Below are 16,260 nucleotides of genomic sequence, written 5' to 3'. Positions count from 1 at the left end.
CCGCGAATTGTGTCGGTTAGGCCGGCGAACGATCTGCCCAGATCTCACGCGCGCAACTAAATAGCTGGGCCGAAGAGGGGGCTCAGGCTAAGACCACGGTGTCGAGTGGCGGGTGAGGTGGGCAGGAAGTAGCCAGCGCAACGTCCAACAATAGCGCAGGCGCGCGCATTCCTCAAGTACCCATCCAGGGAACATCGGCGCTGGCTGGCATCTTGAGTTCCCGAGGGCACATGCTGCCCAACAGACTGACCCGTTTACGCCCCGTCGTCAAGAGGAAGAGCGGCAAGTTGCGCGAAGTTATCGTGAAAACTTCGGGTCGCGGCCCATCGGGCGGGCGCGGCGACAAAACCCGCCGAACCGTGCTGGTTGGGCAGTGCGTGCGGGGACGCGGCCGCGCTAGCCGCCGAACTCGTGCGCCTGGTATTTGTGAGTGCCCTCGAGGTCGTCGAGGATCGCCGCTTGGGCGTTCTTGGGCAGGGTGTGCAGGATCTCGCGCACCCGGGCCTGGCGCCGCGCGACCGCTTTGCGCTCGGGCATGCCCGGCGTCGCGACGATCTGTGGCGGCACGCCCTCGATCTCCTCGACGCCGCCGGAGTGGTGGCCCGCGTCGACCATGGCCTGCTCTTCGGCCATGGTGGCCTCGTCCTTCTCCTCCGACATGCCGATCGGCCCGATGCGGCGGCCGTTGAGGAACTGCCGCACCACCGGCTCGTCGCTGGTCAGCAAGACCTCACGGGGGCCGAACATCACCAGGTGCTTGCGGAACAGCATGCCCATGTTGTCCGGCACGGTGCGGGCGATGTTGATGTTGTGCGTGACGATGAGGATGGTGGCGTCGATCTGGGCGTTGATGTCGAGGATCAGCTGGCTCAGGTAGGCGGTACGGACGGGGTCAAGACCCGAGTCGGGCTCGTCACACAGGATGATCTGCGGGTCGAGGACCAACGAGCGGGCCAGGCCCGCGCGCTTGCGCATACCGCCGGAGATCTCACCGGGGAACTTCTTCTCGTCACCACCAAGACCGACCATTTCCAGCTTCTCCATGACGATGTCACGGATTTCGCTTTCCTTCTTCTTGGTGTGCTCACGCAACGGGAACGCCGTGTTGTCATACAGATTCATCGAGCCGAACAGCGCGCCGTCCTGAAACATCACACCGAACAGGGTGCGGATTTCGTAAAGCTCCTTGGCCGAGCATTCAATGATGTCGGTGCCGTCGATCATGATCGAGCCGCGTTCCGGGCGCAGCAGACCGATGAGGGACTTGAGGAACACCGATTTGCCGGTACCCGACGGCCCCAGCAGGACGCTGACCTCCCCGGCGGGGATATCCAACGTCACGTCTTCCCAGATCCTCGAGGAACCGAAGGACTTCGTAAGTCCATTCACCTCGATAGCGACGCCCATGGGGAAATCCTTCCGTCGACGCTCATGCCCGCAACCTGCCCGTTTGTTGTGGCTTGAGTCACTGTAGCGCACGCCCGAGGCGCCGCATCAGGGTTGCACAGCACCCGGGGGAAAAATTACCCAACTCGAGATCAGCGCTGCCGCGCTGGTCAACACGTGTCTAAGCCAGCGTTAGCTGGCCGGCGCCCAGTTGCCGTGGAAGCCCATGGGCACCCGCTGCGGCAGATGCACCGTCGCTATCGGCTCGAGAGTTGGCGCATCCAACAAGATCAGCTGGCCTTCGTCGCGGCCGCGGTGGTAGCCGTAGCCCATCAGGATGCCGTCGTCCTCGCCCGCATTCCGCGCGTCGGCGCCGGGGTTGGGCACAAAAGACATCTCGCCGAGCAAAAGGGCGGGGTCCAGGGCGGCCACCGTGCTGGATCCCGTCGCGTAGTCGTGCTTGTACAGCGCGGTGGACATGTCCGATGCGCCGCCGGAGAGATACCCGCCGTCCACGCCGACGGTGTAGCCAAACCTGTGCGGCCCGCCAAGCAGGGTCTCGTTGATGCGGGGAAACTCCTGTGGCCGATCGTCGCGGCGTTCGCTGGCCACCGCACCGGTCGCCAGGTTGATGGTCCAGCGGTCGAGCGTGGGCCGGCTGTCGCCCGGACCACGAAGGTCGCGGTCGAACATCCGTGAGTAACGGACCACATCGAGCACCAAAACCTCTGTCCCGTCGCGCATCTCGGAATAGGCGTTGAGCGGGTGGTAGACGTAACAGGGTTCGATGTCGAACCAGCGGACGTCCTCATTGCCGCCCTCGCGCGGCATGACGCCGATGCGCGCCGGATAGTTGTCGTTCCACCGGTAGGGCATTTTGCTGATCGGCTGCGGATTGCGGTTGATCATCGTGGCGATCGGGCTGGGGATCCGGACCCGACCGAGCACGGACTGCATTACCAGCCGGGCCGGCGAGCTCAGCCAGCGCGGCACCTCCATGGGCACGATCTGAATTGGGTCGAACGTCACCGGCAGGTCGTAGATCACTATGTATTTGTCGGTCAGCGAGAAGTCATGCATCATCGGCGACCCGCTGACCTCGATGTCAACGGTCCGCCGCGCACGTCCTTGGATGTCGATCACCGAGTACTGCACGGTCCGTCCGCGTGCGAACGAGTAGGACAGCGCGTGCAATTCGCCAGTCGCCGGGTCGCGGTGCGGGTGCGCGGTGAAACCACCGAACAGGGTTCCGTCGAAATCGCACGGCCCCACGGTGTCCAGCTCGTCAGTGAGCACGTAATTGGCGCCGCCTCCCTCGACGAGCGCTAACGTCCGGCCGCCATGGGCCAGCACGTTGGTGTTGGGGCCCACCGACAGCATTCCGATCCGCGGGTCCAGTCCCGTGGGCGCCGGTTCACCCAACGCGGCGCATACGGGCGGAGTGCGCACCCAGCGGTTGCGGTACCAGCAGGCCTTACCGTCGCGCAGCGCGACCCCGTGCACCATGCCGTCGCCGCTGAACCAGTGGTAGATGGCCGGGTCCACCTCGGCGGCCGGGTTGGGCCCGTTGCGCAGGTAGCGCCCGTCGAGGTGTTCGGGGATGTGTCCGGTGACCGGCAGGTCGGTCGCGGTCACTTCGGCGCTCACCGGCGCCAGGAAGCCCTCGAGGTAGGGATTGCGGGACTTGACAGTTTGCGCGGCGGTCACGGCTGAGCTCCTATAACATTGTTATTTCGCTGTTATTGGCAAGGTACGCCGCCGATGAGAAGATGGCAAGGATGTCTTCCGAGATGACTTCGCAGACGCAACGGACGGTGCGCGATGAGCTGCTCCACGCAGCGGTCTGCCTGCTCGACGACGACGGGCCCGACGCGCTGCAAACCCGCAAGGTGGCCGGTGCCGCCGGGACCTCGACGATGGCGGTGTACACGCACTTCGGCGGGATGCGGTCGCTGATCGCCGAGGTCGCGCAGGAGGGGTTGCGTCAGTTCGACACGGCGCTGACGGTGCCTCAAACGGCCGACCCGGTGGCGGATCTGATGGCCGTCGGAGCCGCGTATCGCCGCTATGCCATCGAGCGGCCGCACATGTACCGGCTGATGTTCGGCAGTACCAGCGCCCACGGCATCAACGCGCCCGCCGGGAACGTCCTGACGCTGACCATCGCCGAGATCGAGCAGCACCAACCCAGCTTCGCGCACGTCGTACGGGCTGTGCACCGGTCTGTCCTGGCGGGCCGCATCACCGCGTGTTCCGCGGACGACGACGCCTCGGTTGTGGCGACCGCGGCCCAGTTCTGGGCGCTGATACACGGGTTCGTGATGCTGGAACTGGCCGGTTTCTATGGCAACGAAGGCGAGGCCGTCGGGCCGGTGCTTGGCGCGATCACAACGAATCTGCTTGTCGCCCTGGGAGATTCACCCGAGCGGGTCGAGCAGTCGCGGCACGCAGCAATCCGCGCCGGCTAAGCGGGCGAAACCCCCGGGCCTCCCGAGGAATGACCGGGGGTTTCGTGCAGTGAACTACTTGACGGTGACGGTGGCGCCGGCGGCCTCGAGCTTGGTCTTGGCCTCGTCGGCGGCCTCCTTGGCGACCTTCTCCAGCAGCGGCTTGGGTGCGCCGTCGACCAGGTCCTTGGCCTCCTTGAGGCCCAGGCCCGAGACGATCTCGCGGACAACCTTGATCACGCCGATCTTCTTGTCGCCGGCGGCCTCGAGGATGACGTCGAACTCGGACTGCTCCTCGGCGGCCTCGGCCGGTGCGCCACCGGCGGCGGGGCCGGCCGCGGCGACCGCGACGGGCGCGGCCGCGGTGACCTCGAAGGTCTCCTCGAACTTCTTGACGAAGTCCGAGAGCTCCAACAGGGTCATTTCCTTGAAGACGTCGAGCAGGTCGTCGGTGGAGATCTTTGCCATGGTGTGGTCCTTCCTGGGTGGGTTTGGGTTGGGTTATTCGGCTTCAGCCGGTGTCTCGGTGGATGCTTCGGCCGCGGACGCTTCGGCGGGTGCTTCAGCAGCCGGTTCGGCGGCGGGTTCGGCCGCGGCGGCGGGTTCGGCGGGCTTCTTTTCCTGCAACGCGGCCAACAGGCGAGCCACCTGCGAGGCGGGCGCGTTGAACAGGCCGGCCGCCTTGGCGAGGTTGCCCTTCATCGCGCCGGCCAACTTGGCCAGCAACACCTCGCGGGACTCCAGGTCGGCGATGCGCTCGACCTCGGCAACCGTCAAGGGGTGGCCATCCATGTAGCCGCCCTTGATGACCAGCGCCTTGTTGTCCTTGGCGAACTTCTTGATGGCCTTGGCGGCGTCAACCGCCTCACCGGTGACGAACGCGATGGCCGTCGGACCCACGAACAGTTCGTCGAGGCCCTCGATCCCGGCCTGCGACGCCGCACGCTTGATCAGCGTGTTCTTGGCCACCGCGTAGGTGGCCGACCCCGCCAGAGACCGCCGCAGCTCCGCCAAGTTGGCCACCGTCAAACCGCGGTATTCGGTGATCAAGGTGGCCGTCGAGCCAGTGAACTGTTCGGCGATGTCTGCAACGGCGGTGGCCTTGTCAGCCTTGGCCATGCATACCTCCTGAGGTGAAAGTCCTAGTGCGACTAGCCGTCTGTGATCACCGGAGAACGACGAACGCCCCGGCGCAGGAAGCGGCCGGGGCGTTGAAATGCGCCGGCGCACGCCGGCGGTAATGCCTCGTCCTCCTGCGTGGGCCGCCGGGATGTTCCCGGACCTTCAACCGATTGCTCGGTGACCGACGGTCTTCGGTGGATCGGCAACCACAATAGCGTGACCACCCGCGATCAGCCAAAACGGCTCCGCTCATCAGGTGACGGCGACGACCAGCACGGCAAAGAGCAGCACCAGCACGGCCACCCGCAGCCAGTGCAGCCGGTCCCATCGGGCCGCGAGCTCGCGGGAGAGTTCACCGGTTGCGGGCCACTTCGCGATGCGGTTATTGATCGGCACCAGCATGGTGACCGTCAGCACCACCACGGCGGCCAGCAGGCCCCCGGCGATGCCGCACAGCCAGGTGCGCGTTCCGCCGCCCGCGCCGATGGCGGTGACCGCGATGAGTAGCAGTGCGGCGGAGTACCAGAAGGGCATCACCGCGCCCAGGACGCGGGCCGCCCCGCCGCGCACCGCGCGGAAGGCATCGTCGGGCAGCCGGTCGAACAGCGGATTGAAGAAGGCCGCGACCGCCAGCTCGACACCGACCATTGGTCCGGTGATGACAACCGCGACTGCGTCGGTGATGTCGTTCATGACGACGACCCTGGCTGTTATGCTGTCAAATATCAAGGTACTGACAAATTAGTCAGCATATGCGGGAGGCTGGGAGCTGCGATGGCGGTCTCGAAAAAAGAAGCCAGCGACTGCCCGATCGACGCCGCGCTGTCGGTGATCGACGGGCGCTGGAAGGGCACGATCCTCTGGCGGCTCTGCGACGGGCCGATGCGGACCGCCCAGCTGAGGCGCAGCATCCCCGGCATCACCGAGCGGATGCTCATCCGGCATCTACACGAATTGGTCGACGACGGGATCATCGAGCGCCACGACGCTCGTACCGTGCCGCCGTGCGTGCACTACTCGATTTCCGATTACGGGATGACCCTGGCCCCGGTGCTGGCCGGGCTGTGCGATTGGGGACGAAAGCACATGCAGCGCAACGGGATTGGCGTCACGCCTGCTACGCGGTGAGTCTCGCCAGCCGGGCCGCGCCGACTAGACCGGCCTCGCCGCCGAGCTCGGCCGGCACTACCCGCAGGCCGTGCAGAAAATCCAGTCCGGCGTAGTCGGCCAGTGCCGCGCGCAGTGGGTCGAAAAGCACGCGACCGGATTTCGCCACGCCTCCCCCGATGACGACGAGGTCGAGGTCGCAGATCGCCGCGACCGAGGCGATCATCGCCGCGAGCGCGGTGGCGCCCCGGTGGAACGCCCGCAGCGCCACGGCGTCGCCGCGCCCCGCCGCGTCGGCCAGCTCCTCGGCGCCGGCACCGGGCGGCGCGGACCAACCGTTGGCCCTCGCCCAGCGCGCCAGCGACGGGCCGGCCGCGACGGTCTCGACGCAGCCGCGGCCACCGCAGGTGCAGGGCCGGCCGTCCGGGTCGACGACCACGTGACCGACGTGGCCGGCATTTCCGGTGCGCCCGGTGAAGGGGACGCCGTCGAGCACCAACCCGCCGCCCACGCCGGTGGACACCACCATGCCCAGCAGGAAGCGCGCCCCGCGTCCGGCGCCGCGCCAGTGCTCGCCCAGGGCCATGCACATGCCGTCACCACCCAGCCGCACGGGCACTCCGGGTACCGCGGCCGCAACGCGGTCGCGCAGCGGGAACCCGCGCCACGACCCGATGTTGATCGGGCTGACGCATCCGGTGTGCAGGTCGATCGAGCCCGCCGACGCAATGCCCACCGCCGCGACCCCGCCGTCGGCCGCGTGGAGGGCGTCGGCGATCGATGCCGCGACCGCGGCCCAGACCTCCTCGGCCGAGGCGCCCGGCGGAGTGGGTCGGATGGCCGTGTGGACCAGCGTGCCGCCGTCGTCGGCCAAGCCGACGGCGATCTTGGTGCCGCCGATGTCCAAGCAGAGGGTGAGCATGGGCGATCAGTGCCGGTGAGTGTTGTCGGGCTGGCGCGGATCGCCGGGATGCTCGTAGCCGGGAGCTAGCCGCACCAGCTCCGCGGTGCGCGCGTCGAGCCACACCCGAAAGGCGCGCCGGCGCGCGGCGCCGCGCAGATGCTCGGAGATCGCGGACCGCACCTGTCCCAGCGGCGGGCCGACCCGCGACGGGGCGCGCCAGCCGTGACGGCCCGGGCGCGGTGCGGCGAACCGCAGCGGGTTGCGGGCGTGGTAGTCGGCCACGTCTTGATCGCTGACCCGGACCGCGGCGGTGACGTCGGCGAACAGGGCCCGCGCGGCCGGATCGGCCAGCGCGGCCGCCGCGACGCTCCCGATCTCGAGCCGGGCCGTGTCGTCGGGCAGCAGCTCCGCCTCGCCGGGCGCGCCCCCCGCGGTCAGGCCGCGCGCTGCCACCTCGCCGGCGACGACCCGTTCGGTGACGATCAACTGCGTGAGCCAGCGCCGCAGCTGCCGTCCCTCGCTGGTGCCGCCGGCCGGCAGCGCCGCCGCGCGCGGACCGCTGCGCAACCGAGCCTCGCGGGCGTCGACCTCGTCGACCGCAACCGGCGTGCCGGCGACGGTCGCGACGAGTTGGGCGCTCACTTCACGGTCACCTTCACCGCCGGGGAGTAGACGAGCCGGCCGGCGCAGGCAACCCGGACCAGCGCCCACCACTGGCCGGGTTCCAGCCACGCCGGCGGAGTGACGGCGAAGCCGAGCTCGACCGTGCCGCGTGCGGGCAGGACCGCGCCGATCGCGAGCGGCCCTATCCACTCCCAGGTGCCCCACGGGCTGATCAGATGCGCCTCCAGCCCGACCTCTGCACAGGCGTGGGTGCCGACGGTGACGGTCAATCGGGCCGTCTCGCCGGCGCGCAGCGTGACGTCGGCGGGCCCGTCGACGAGGTAGAGCAGGTCGGCGAGGTCGACCTCCTCCATACCGACGGCCACCACGGCCACGTCCTCGACCGCCTGGTGCCACGCGGCCGGCACCGAATCGCCGGTGAGACACAGCTGGGCGCGGATCGGGTACAGGCCGGGTTGTGCGCTCGCCGGAACGTCCACCGCCGCGTCGGTCTCGCGATACTCGCCACTGCCCAGCGTGAACGGCCGCTCGGTGGGCGTGGCCGACCAGCCGCCCGGGCACACCACCGCCACCGCGCCCTCCAGCGGGGAATCGCCGCAGTCGCTGGCCGCGGTGAGCCGGAATACCACCTTGTCGCCGGGCCGCGCGGTGACAAGGCGCGGGTGCAGGTGGGCGACCGCGGGCAACCCGCCGAGCGGCGCGGGTCCGCGATTGTGCAGCCAATATCGCGCGTAAAGCGGCTGGGCGGTCTCGGCGTTCGGGGCCAGCGCGACGGGCCGGCCGTCGCCGTCGGAGAACGCCTCGGGGATGTCGAGCCGGGCCAGCACGGTGGCGACCTGATAGCCGCGCAGGTCGATCGATCGTTGTCGTCCCCGCGGCGTTTCCAGCAGGTCGGCGAGTTCGAGCGCACTCACCTTGCCCAGCGCCGAACCGATGCTGACGCGGGCATGTGTGCCGCGGGTTTCCACCAGCCGCAGGGCCACCGCGGCGGGGTCGACCGGCTTCGCGCTGCCCGCGGTCAGCGGGTTGCCTGCCGCCTTGAGCGCCCCGAGGTGCACCGCGTCTGCGGGCTCGACTCCCAGCAGCGATCCGGTCGGCGGCAGTCCGCCCCGCCCTTTGCCCACGACGACGGCAAGCAGTGGGTGGGAGAACTGCGCGCTGCGGGCGGGGATTCCGGCGCGCCGCCAGTCCCCGTCGCCGCCGACCAGCGCGTAGTCGAAATCGTGTGTCCAGTGCTGCAATTGGAAGTTCGAGCCGTCGGGCGCGGTGCGGCGGGGCTCGTCGATCCAGACGCCGGACGGCCAGCCGGTGCACGAGCGCATCAGCGCGGTGTGCAGGGTGCCTTCGGTGTCGACGGCGAAGCTCGGCACGCCGCGGTTGAGGAGCGCCACGGTGCGGGCCTCGAAGGGTTCCATCGCCGCCGGCGCCTGCTGGGTGACCACTATCTCGGCGTCGCCGAGATCCTTTGTCACCGAGGCGATTTCGTCGATGAGGTTGGCGTCGTCGGAGCCGGCGATCACCAGCACCGGCAGGGCGCGAAGCCCGCGCAGGTCGGCGCCGGGCACCCACACCCGCGCCAACGGCGTTGCCGCCGGCACCCATACGCGAGCCCGGCCGGTCTCGGCCAGCTGGCGTTCGAGTTCGGCGGTGTAGTCCGGATCCGCCTCGGCGAGCACGGCTTTGGTGAAGGCGTTGCGTCCGGGCCCGCCCAGGGCGATCCGCACGTCGGGCAGATTGGAGTCGACGTCGAGGTGGCCGTAACGCGGTTGATCGGCGCCGCTGCAGGTGGCCGTGACGCCGGCGCGGACCAGCGCGACCATCAGCTCGCGGGCCAGCGGTCCGGACGTCGACTCGGCCGGCGACACCACCTCTGCCACCGATATCGCGCGCACGGCGGAATTCGAAACCCGGACCCGGGCTGCCGACGAAAGCCCGAACCAGCCGTAGGCCGGGTTGTCCAGCGTCCACAGGTAGCGCGCGGTGTCCACGGATTGCGACCCGTCGTGCAGCAAGGCGAAACCTCGCCCGATGACGGCGTCACCCACCTCGCTGACCGGCATGGCGCCCGGAACCGGGCACGGCCAGCGCAGGCGCACCAAGCGGTCTTCCCCGCTGAACTCGTCGATGGTGGTGCGGCAGTCCACCCGCGCGACGCCCCGCCACAGGGTGATGGTTTGGGTGTAGCGCAGCAGGGTGCCGATGCCGCCGCGCACGACGAGCCGCTGACCGAGCGGGCCATCGTAGGCCCGCACCCGCGCGGGCGATTCCGACGAGCAGACCACCGGCCCCTTGGGCAGGAGGTGCCACGGGCCCTCGCCCTGCCTCGGGTGCGCCGGGTATTCCTCGTAGACGGCAAGCTCGTTGCCCACCCGGCCGGCCGCGATCAGCTCGCGGCCGTCCTGAACCAGGGAGGAGACCGCCCCGCCGCGCGCCGGGTCGACCGCCAGCCGGTAGTACTCGTTGGCGATCTCGGATCCGGGCGCCGGTTCCCAGCCGGCCCCTTCGCCGCCAGGCACCAGCCGATAGGCCCGCCAGCCCAGCGAGGGCACGTCGCTCGCCAGCCAGGTGACCGAGCGGCCGTCGTGCTCGACGTGCGCGGGCAGCTCGGCGCCGTCAGGGCCGAGCACCTGCACCCCCGCCGCGATCGGCGAATCGAGCCGGGCGGTGACGATGTCGGTGCGCGAGTGCGTCAGCGGATTCCACACCACGACCGAACGTCCGGCGGTACCGATCGCGCTGGACAGCAACGCAAGCGAGTTGTCGCGAGCCGCGCGGCCCAGCTCCCACGCGTCGCGCCAGCCGGTCAGCAGGTCGAGGTACACCTGGTCGGATTCCGATCCGGTGATCGCGTCGTGGTGTGCGCCGTAGGCCAGCTGCACCCACGCCTTGGCCAGGGCGGCCTGGGGGTACTCGGCGCCGCTCATCAACGCGGCGAACACCGCGAAGCGCTCGGCGTCCAGGACAGCGTTCTCGGCGGCCCGGTTGGCTTGTTTGGTGTCGATGTAGGACACGTCCTTGCCGGTGTAGATCGGGTTCATGTCGCGGGTCTGCGGCGACGGCGCACACCCGCGCTCGGCGAGTTCGGCCCGCACCGCCGCGAAGAACTCCCGCGGCAGCGCGCACACGAATCGCGGCCAGGTGTAGCGCCGGGCCCAGTCGCGCTGGATCGCGGTGACCCACTTGTTCGGCGGGGTGTAGTCGGTACCCACGGGCAACAGCACGTTGCGGGTCAGCGCCACCTTCTTGAGCTGACGGAACAACCGGTAGGTCGCGTCCTGCGCCTCGCTGAGACTGGCCGACGAGTCCATGCCCCAGCCCGCCCCGTAGTGCGCCGGCATGTAGTGGGTCAGCAGGCCGCGGCCCGACGGCGCGATCCATTCGAACTCGCTGCAGAACTGCATGCCTTCGACACCGCCGGAGTGGGTCGGGCCCCACTGGTGGTGCGGCCCGCGCGCCCACGAACTCGACGTCAGCCCGGCGTCGGCGGCCATTCCGGGAAACTGCGGATCGTGGCCGAACACGTCGAGCTGCCATGCGGTGGCCGGATCGGCGCCGAGCACCTCGCGTTGAAAACCTATGCCGTGCACCAGGTTCCGGATCGTCGTTTCCGGCCCGGTGAGGTTGGTGTTGGGTTCGTTGTAGGTGCCGCCCATCACCTCGACGCGGCCCTCGGCGAGGAAGCGGCGCAAGTCGGCGCGGTCCTCGGGCCGGGTGTCCCAGTACGGCTTGAGGTAATCCACCTCGGCCAACACGAATTTGTATTCGGGCTCGCGCCGCGCCATCTCCAGGTGCGCATGCACCAGTTCGAAGGCGTTGGCCTGCCGGTCCGGCGGGTCCGCGGCCCACTCGCTGGTATAGGCACCCTGCGTGTTCCACCACACCGGGTCGTAGTGGAAGTGGCTGATCATGTACATCGTCCACCCGGGTTCGGCGACGACGAACTCGAACGGCGTGCCCGCGCGGTCGGCGTGCGCTCGCGCGGCGCGGCGTTGACCGACGGCGGGACGGTCAACGGTGACGGGAACCTCGAGGAGCTCGGCGCCGGCGTCGGCGACCGCCTCGCCGCGCAGGCCGTCGCCGTCGACGCGGACCCGCGTCGGCCCGCCCACCTCGGCGAGGCTGACACGCACCAGTTGCGACGGCGCGTCCGGCGGCCCGACGAAAAGCTCCGTCGACTCCGCCGAAATCACCTGCATGTCCGCACTTTACGCGGCCCGCGCCGCGATATGACGTCGCGCAGGGGCGGCTGTCACCGGTTGGTGGAAAGCTCGGTGCCATGGCAGATCTGACTACCCAACTGGCCGACCAGCTCGACTGGCACTGGCGCAACCAGCTGCGCCCTCGCCTGGACGGCCTGACCGACGACGAGTACTTCTGGCAGCCGGTGCCCAACTGCTGGACCGTGCATCCCGACGGGTCGATCGACTTCGCCTTCCCGGCGCCCAGCCCCGTACCGTTCACCACGATCGCGTGGCGCACCGCACACGTCGTCGTCGGCGTGTTCGCGATGCGCGCCCATCACCATTTCGGCGGACCGCCCGCGGATTACCAGAGTTGGGACTACGCGACCGACGCCGCCACCGCGCTGCGGCAATTGGACGAGACATACGCGGCGTGGATCAACGGCGTGCGGTCGCTGTCCGCCGCCGACCTGACCCGCCGCTGCGGCCCGGCCGAAGGGCCCTACGCCGACTACCCGCTGAGCGAGCTGGTGTTGCACATCAATCGAGAAGCGATCCACCATGGTGCCGAAATCGCCTGCCTCCGAGACCTCTACCTGCACAGCCACCCCATCCAGGAGGATTGAGAATGCCCGCCCTTGCACCGCCCGTCGCCGACGAACGCAGCGCCCTGCGCGAATACCTAGCGTTCCACCAAAGCGCGTACTTCGCGGTGTCGTACGGCCTGACCGACGAGCAGGCCCGGTCCGCCCCCGCGGCCAGTGCGCTTTCGATCGGCGGGCTGGTCAAGCACGCCACCGCGATGCAGCGCACCTGGATGGCGCGCGTGGCGGCCGCGCCGGCGGAGCCACCGAAGGACACTCGCCCTTTCGAGCAGATCGCCCAGGAGTTCGGCGACCAGCACGTCATGCGGCCCGACGAGACGCTGGAGGGGCTGCTGCGGGCCTTCGAAGCGCAGAACGAGAAATCGCTGCGGCTGGTGGAAGCCGCGGATCTCGACACCGCCGTGCCCGTTCCACAAGAAATCCCGTGGTTCCCCAAAAACCAGCCGGCTTGGTCGGTGCGCTGGGTGATCCTGCACGTGATCAACGAGCTGGCCCGGCATGCCGGCCACGCCGACATCATCCGGGAAACCATCGACGGCGCCACCATGTACGAATTGATCGCCGGCCTGGAGAACTGGCAGATCGAGGGCTGGGTTCAGCCCTGGAAAGCAAAGTGAGTGCCCTCACACCGAATTGGGACTTGACACCGCCGGTTTGGCAGACTGCTGGAATGAGTTCTACCAAACACCGCGAGGTGGCCAGGCTCGACCGGGTGCCGTTGCCGGTCGAAGCGGCCCGGGTGGCGGCCACCGGTTGGCAGGTCACCCGCACCGCGGCTCGCGTCGTCACCAAGCTGCCGGGCAGGGGCCCGTGGCAGCAGAAGGTGATCAAGCAGCTCCCGCAGACCTTCGCCGATCTGGGGCCGACGTACGTGAAGTTCGGGCAGATCATCGCGTCCAGCCCCGGGGCGTTCGGCGAATCGCTCTCCCGCGAATTCCGCGACCTGCTCGACCGCGTGCCGCCGGCCGACAAAGACGAGGTGCACAAGCTGTTCGCCGAGGAGCTCGGCGGTCAGCCCTCGGAATTGTTCGCCAGCTTCGAGGAAGAACCGTTCGCGTCGGCGTCCATCGCCCAGGTGCACTACGCGACCCTGCACAGCGGCGAGGACGTCGTCGTCAAGATCCAGCGGCCGGGCATCCGCCGCCGCGTCGCCGCGGACCTACAGATCCTGAAGCGCTTCGCGCAGACGGTGGAGCTGGCCAAGCTCGGCCGGCGGTTGTCCGCCCAGGACGTGGTCGCCGACTTTTCCGACAACCTGGCCGAGGAGCTGAACTTCCGCCTCGAGGCGCAGTCGATGGAGGCCTGGGTCTCCCACCTGCACGCCTCACCGCTGGGCCGCAACATCCGGGTCCCCCAGGTGTACTGGGACCTGACGACCGACCGGGTGCTGACGATGGAGCGTGTGCACGGCATCCGCATCGATAACGCCGCCGCCATCCGCAAGGCCGGCTTCGACGGCACCGAGCTGGTCAAAGCGTTGCTGTTCAGCCTGTTCGAGGGCGGTCTGCGGCACGGGCTGTTCCACGGCGACCTGCACGCGGGCAACCTGTACGTCGACGATCAGGGCCGCATCGTCTTCTTCGACTTCGGGATCATGGGCCGCATCGACCCGCGCACCCGCTGGCTGCTGCGCGAACTCGTGTACGCGCTGCTGGTGAAGAAGGACCATGCCGCGGCCGGCAAGATCGTCGTGCTGATGGGCGCCGTCGGCACCATGAAGCCCGAAGCCCAGGCCGCCAAGGACCTGGAGCGTTTCGCCACGCCGCTGACCATGCAGACGCTGGGCGAGTTGTCCTATGCCGACATCGGCCGCCAGCTCTCCGCGCTGGCCGACGCCTACGACGTCAAGCTGCCCCGCGAGCTGGTGCTGATCGGCAAGCAGTTCCTCTACGTCGAGCGCTACATGAAGCTGCTCGCGCCCAAGTGGCAGATGATGTCGGATCCGCAGCTGACGGGATACTTCGCGAACTTCATGGTCGAGGTCAGCCGCGAGCACCAGACCGACGTGGAGGTCTAGTGGAGGTCCGCAGCGGGAACGCGCTATCGGGCGACCTGAAGCTCTACTACGAGGACATGGGCGACCTTGCCGACCCGCCCGTGCTGCTGATCATGGGCCTGGGCGCGCAGCTGCTGCTGTGGCGAACGGCGTTCTGCGAGAAGCTCGTTGGGCAGGGCCTGCGGGTGATCCGCTATGACAACCGCGACGTCGGCCTGTCCAGCAAGACCGAGCACCGCAGCTCCGGGCAGCCGCTGGTGACGCGGCTGGCCAGGTCCTGGCTCGGTCTGCGCAGCAACGCGGCATACACGCTGGAAGACATGGCCGACGACGCGGCGGCCCTCCTCGATCACCTGGGTCTCGAGCGCGCACACATCGTGGGGGCGTCGATGGGAGGCATGATCGCCCAGGTTTTCGCGGCACGATTCCCGACGCGGACGAAGACGCTGGGAATCCTGTTCTCCAGCAACAACTCACCGTTCCTGCCGCCGCCGGCCCCGAGCGCGTTGCTCGCGCTGCTCAAGGGCCCACCGCAGAACGCGTCGCGCGATGTGATCATCGACAACGCGGTGCGTGTCAGCAATATCATCGGCAGCCCCCGCTACCGCGTACCCGAAGAGCAGGTTCGCGCCGAGGCGGCCGAGGGGTACGACCGCAACTACTACCCGCAAGGCATCGCCCGCCATTTCGCCGCGATCCTGGGCAGCGGCAGCCTGGCCCCGTACGACCGCCGCATCGCCGCACCGACCGTGGTGGTCCATGGCCGCTCCGACAAGCTGATGCGGCCCTTCGGTGGCCGGGCGATCGCGCGCGCCATCGAGGGCGCTCGACTAATCTTGTTCGACGGCATGGGCCACGACCTGCCTCGGCAACTCTGGGACCCGTTGATCAGCGTGCTGACTAGTAACTTCGCCGAGGCCCGCTGAATCCCGGATCGGGCGGCGTTTAGGGTAACCCTGCCGAATTTCACACACGTCTCACACGGTTGATACCGTTGGCGTTGGGAGGATGTCTGGTAATGGCGGAGCTGAAGCCGTATTACGAAGAGTCGCAGGCAACCTACGACATTTCTGACGAGTTCTTCGCGCTGTTCCTCGACCCCAACATGGTGTACACCTGCGCTTACTACAAAGACGACGACATGACGCTGGAAGAGGCGCAGCTCGCCAAGCTGGATCTGGCGCTGGACAAGCTGAACCTCGAGCCCGGCATGACGCTGCTCGACGTCGGTTGCGGCTGGGGCGGAGCGCTGGTCCGCGCGGTCGAGAAGTACGACGTCAACGTCATCGGCCTCACCCTGAGCCGCAATCACTACGAGCGCAGCAAGGCGCGGCTGGCCGAGATCCCCACGACGCGTCGCGCCGAGGCTCGGCTGCAGGGCTGGGAAGAGTTTGACGGGCAAGTCGATCGGATCATGAGCTTCGAGGCCTTCGACGCGTTCAAAAAGGAACGCTGGCCCGCGTTCTGGGATTGGGCCTACAAGACCCTTCCCGATGACAGCCGGATGCTGATGCACAGCATCTTCACGTATCCGCAGTCGCAATGGAAGGAGCGCGGCATCCCCATCACGATGACGGACCTGCGTTTCTTCCACTTCCTCGGCACGGAGATCTTTCCCGGCGGCCAGATGTGCGGCGAACGCGACATCGTCGACTTTGCGCAAGACAGCGGTTTTTCGATCGAGAAGGTCCAATATCTGCAGCCGCATTACGCGCGGACCCTGGACACGTGGGCGACCAACCTGCAGGCCAATCGCGAACGCGCCATCGCCGTCCAGTCCGAAGAGGTCTACAACCGCTTCATGCGCTACCTCACCGGCTGCGCGGACCTTTTCCGCAAAGGGATCTCGAACGTGGCGCAGTACACGCTCACCAAGTAGCGTTCGTGA

15 protein-coding genes are annotated in these 16,260 nt (G+C 68.4%); 7 read left to right on the top strand and 8 right to left on the bottom strand.

Translation table 11 applies throughout. The annotated features are described in order from the left end of the window. Positions 1 to 396: 396 nt before the first annotated feature. Positions 397 to 1,407, bottom strand: a complete 1,011-nt coding sequence (locus tag ACQI5H_RS02115; RefSeq protein ID WP_076061450.1) for an ABC transporter ATP-binding protein — start codon at positions 1,405 to 1,407, stop codon at positions 397 to 399. Between the two features lie 171 nt (positions 1,408 to 1,578). Beyond that, positions 1,579 to 3,093 (bottom strand): carotenoid oxygenase family protein, encoded by a 1,515-nt coding sequence (locus ACQI5H_RS02110; RefSeq protein ID WP_427077783.1) that lies wholly within the window; start codon positions 3,091 to 3,093, stop codon positions 1,579 to 1,581. 83 nt (positions 3,094 to 3,176) lie between these two features. Here ACQI5H_RS02110 and ACQI5H_RS02105 point away from each other — a divergent pair, with 83 nt between their 5' ends. Beyond that, positions 3,177 to 3,854, top strand: coding sequence for a TetR/AcrR family transcriptional regulator (locus ACQI5H_RS02105; RefSeq protein ID WP_427077782.1), 678 nt, complete (start codon positions 3,177 to 3,179; stop codon positions 3,852 to 3,854). Positions 3,855 to 3,908: 54 nt separating this feature from the next. On the opposite strand, the gene rplL is transcribed toward ACQI5H_RS02105, so the two are convergent. The 3 genes from rplL to ACQI5H_RS02090 form a co-directional block, all read right to left on the bottom strand. Further along, entirely contained in the window at positions 3,909 to 4,301 is a 393-nt protein-coding gene (gene rplL / locus ACQI5H_RS02100) for a 50S ribosomal protein L7/L12 (RefSeq protein WP_076061444.1), read from the bottom strand. Positions 4,302 to 4,334: 33 nt separating this feature from the next. Next, complete coding sequence (gene rplJ / locus ACQI5H_RS02095; RefSeq protein WP_427077781.1) at positions 4,335 to 4,952, bottom strand: 50S ribosomal protein L10; 618 nt, start codon at positions 4,950 to 4,952, stop codon at positions 4,335 to 4,337. 255 nt (positions 4,953 to 5,207) lie between these two features. Then, on the bottom strand, positions 5,208 to 5,648 hold the full coding sequence (locus ACQI5H_RS02090; RefSeq protein WP_427077780.1) for an anthrone oxygenase family protein: 441 nt from the start codon (positions 5,646 to 5,648) through the stop codon (positions 5,208 to 5,210). A gap of 81 nt (positions 5,649 to 5,729) precedes the next feature. On the opposite strand from ACQI5H_RS02090, the gene ACQI5H_RS02085 reads away from it, so the two are divergent. After that, on the top strand, positions 5,730 to 6,083 hold the full coding sequence (locus ACQI5H_RS02085; protein ID WP_427077779.1) for a winged helix-turn-helix transcriptional regulator: 354 nt from the start codon (positions 5,730 to 5,732) through the stop codon (positions 6,081 to 6,083). On the opposite strand, the gene ACQI5H_RS02080 is transcribed toward ACQI5H_RS02085, so the two are convergent. From ACQI5H_RS02080 to ACQI5H_RS02070, 3 genes are read right to left on the bottom strand one after another with little or no spacing between them, the layout of a single operon-like run. Next, entirely contained in the window at positions 6,073 to 6,984 is a 912-nt protein-coding gene (locus ACQI5H_RS02080) for an ROK family protein (protein ID WP_427077778.1), read from the bottom strand. The two genes, ACQI5H_RS02085 and ACQI5H_RS02080, sit on opposite strands and share 11 nt — an antisense overlap. 6 nt (positions 6,985 to 6,990) lie before the next feature. Next, the gene (locus ACQI5H_RS02075) at positions 6,991 to 7,656 is read right to left on the bottom strand and encodes a DUF7158 domain-containing protein (RefSeq protein WP_427077985.1); all 666 of its coding nucleotides are present in this window, start codon (positions 7,654 to 7,656) and stop codon (positions 6,991 to 6,993) included. Beyond that, entirely contained in the window at positions 7,605 to 11,786 is a 4,182-nt protein-coding gene (locus tag ACQI5H_RS02070) for an NEW3 domain-containing protein (RefSeq protein ID WP_427077777.1), read from the bottom strand. Before ACQI5H_RS02070 ends, ACQI5H_RS02075 begins: the two co-directional genes overlap by 52 nt. 80 nt (positions 11,787 to 11,866) lie before the next feature. On the opposite strand from ACQI5H_RS02070, the gene ACQI5H_RS02065 reads away from it, so the two are divergent. The 5 genes from ACQI5H_RS02065 to ACQI5H_RS02045 all read left to right on the top strand — a co-directional run bounded on the left by ACQI5H_RS02065 (position 11,867) and on the right by ACQI5H_RS02045 (position 16,251). Beyond that, entirely contained in the window at positions 11,867 to 12,397 is a 531-nt protein-coding gene (locus ACQI5H_RS02065) for a DinB family protein (RefSeq protein WP_427077776.1), read from the top strand. Positions 12,398 to 12,399: 2 nt separating this feature from the next. Continuing rightward, positions 12,400 to 12,993 carry a DinB family protein gene (locus ACQI5H_RS02060; RefSeq protein WP_427077775.1) on the top strand — a complete coding sequence of 198 codons (594 nt, stop codon included), beginning with the start codon at positions 12,400 to 12,402 and terminating at the stop codon, positions 12,991 to 12,993. 53 nt (positions 12,994 to 13,046) lie between these two features. Continuing rightward, positions 13,047 to 14,393, top strand: a complete 1,347-nt coding sequence (locus ACQI5H_RS02055) for an ABC1 kinase family protein (RefSeq protein WP_427077774.1) — start codon at positions 13,047 to 13,049, stop codon at positions 14,391 to 14,393. Then, positions 14,393 to 15,298: an alpha/beta fold hydrolase gene (locus tag ACQI5H_RS02050; protein ID WP_427077773.1), complete on the top strand. Its 906-nt coding sequence runs from the start codon at positions 14,393 to 14,395 to the stop codon at positions 15,296 to 15,298. The genes ACQI5H_RS02055 and ACQI5H_RS02050 overlap by 1 nt, the downstream gene beginning before the upstream one ends. 92 nt (positions 15,299 to 15,390) lie before the next feature. After that, positions 15,391 to 16,251, top strand: a complete 861-nt coding sequence (locus tag ACQI5H_RS02045) for a cyclopropane mycolic acid synthase family methyltransferase (protein ID WP_427077772.1) — start codon at positions 15,391 to 15,393, stop codon at positions 16,249 to 16,251. The last annotated feature ends 9 nt before the right edge of the window (positions 16,252 to 16,260 follow it).

The sequence above is a fragment of the Mycobacterium heidelbergense genome (assembly GCF_050205645.1).
GTDB classification, from domain to species: Bacteria; Actinomycetota; Actinomycetes; order Mycobacteriales; family Mycobacteriaceae; genus Mycobacterium; species Mycobacterium heidelbergense_A.
This window is presented reverse-complemented; position numbering and strand designations above follow the sequence as displayed.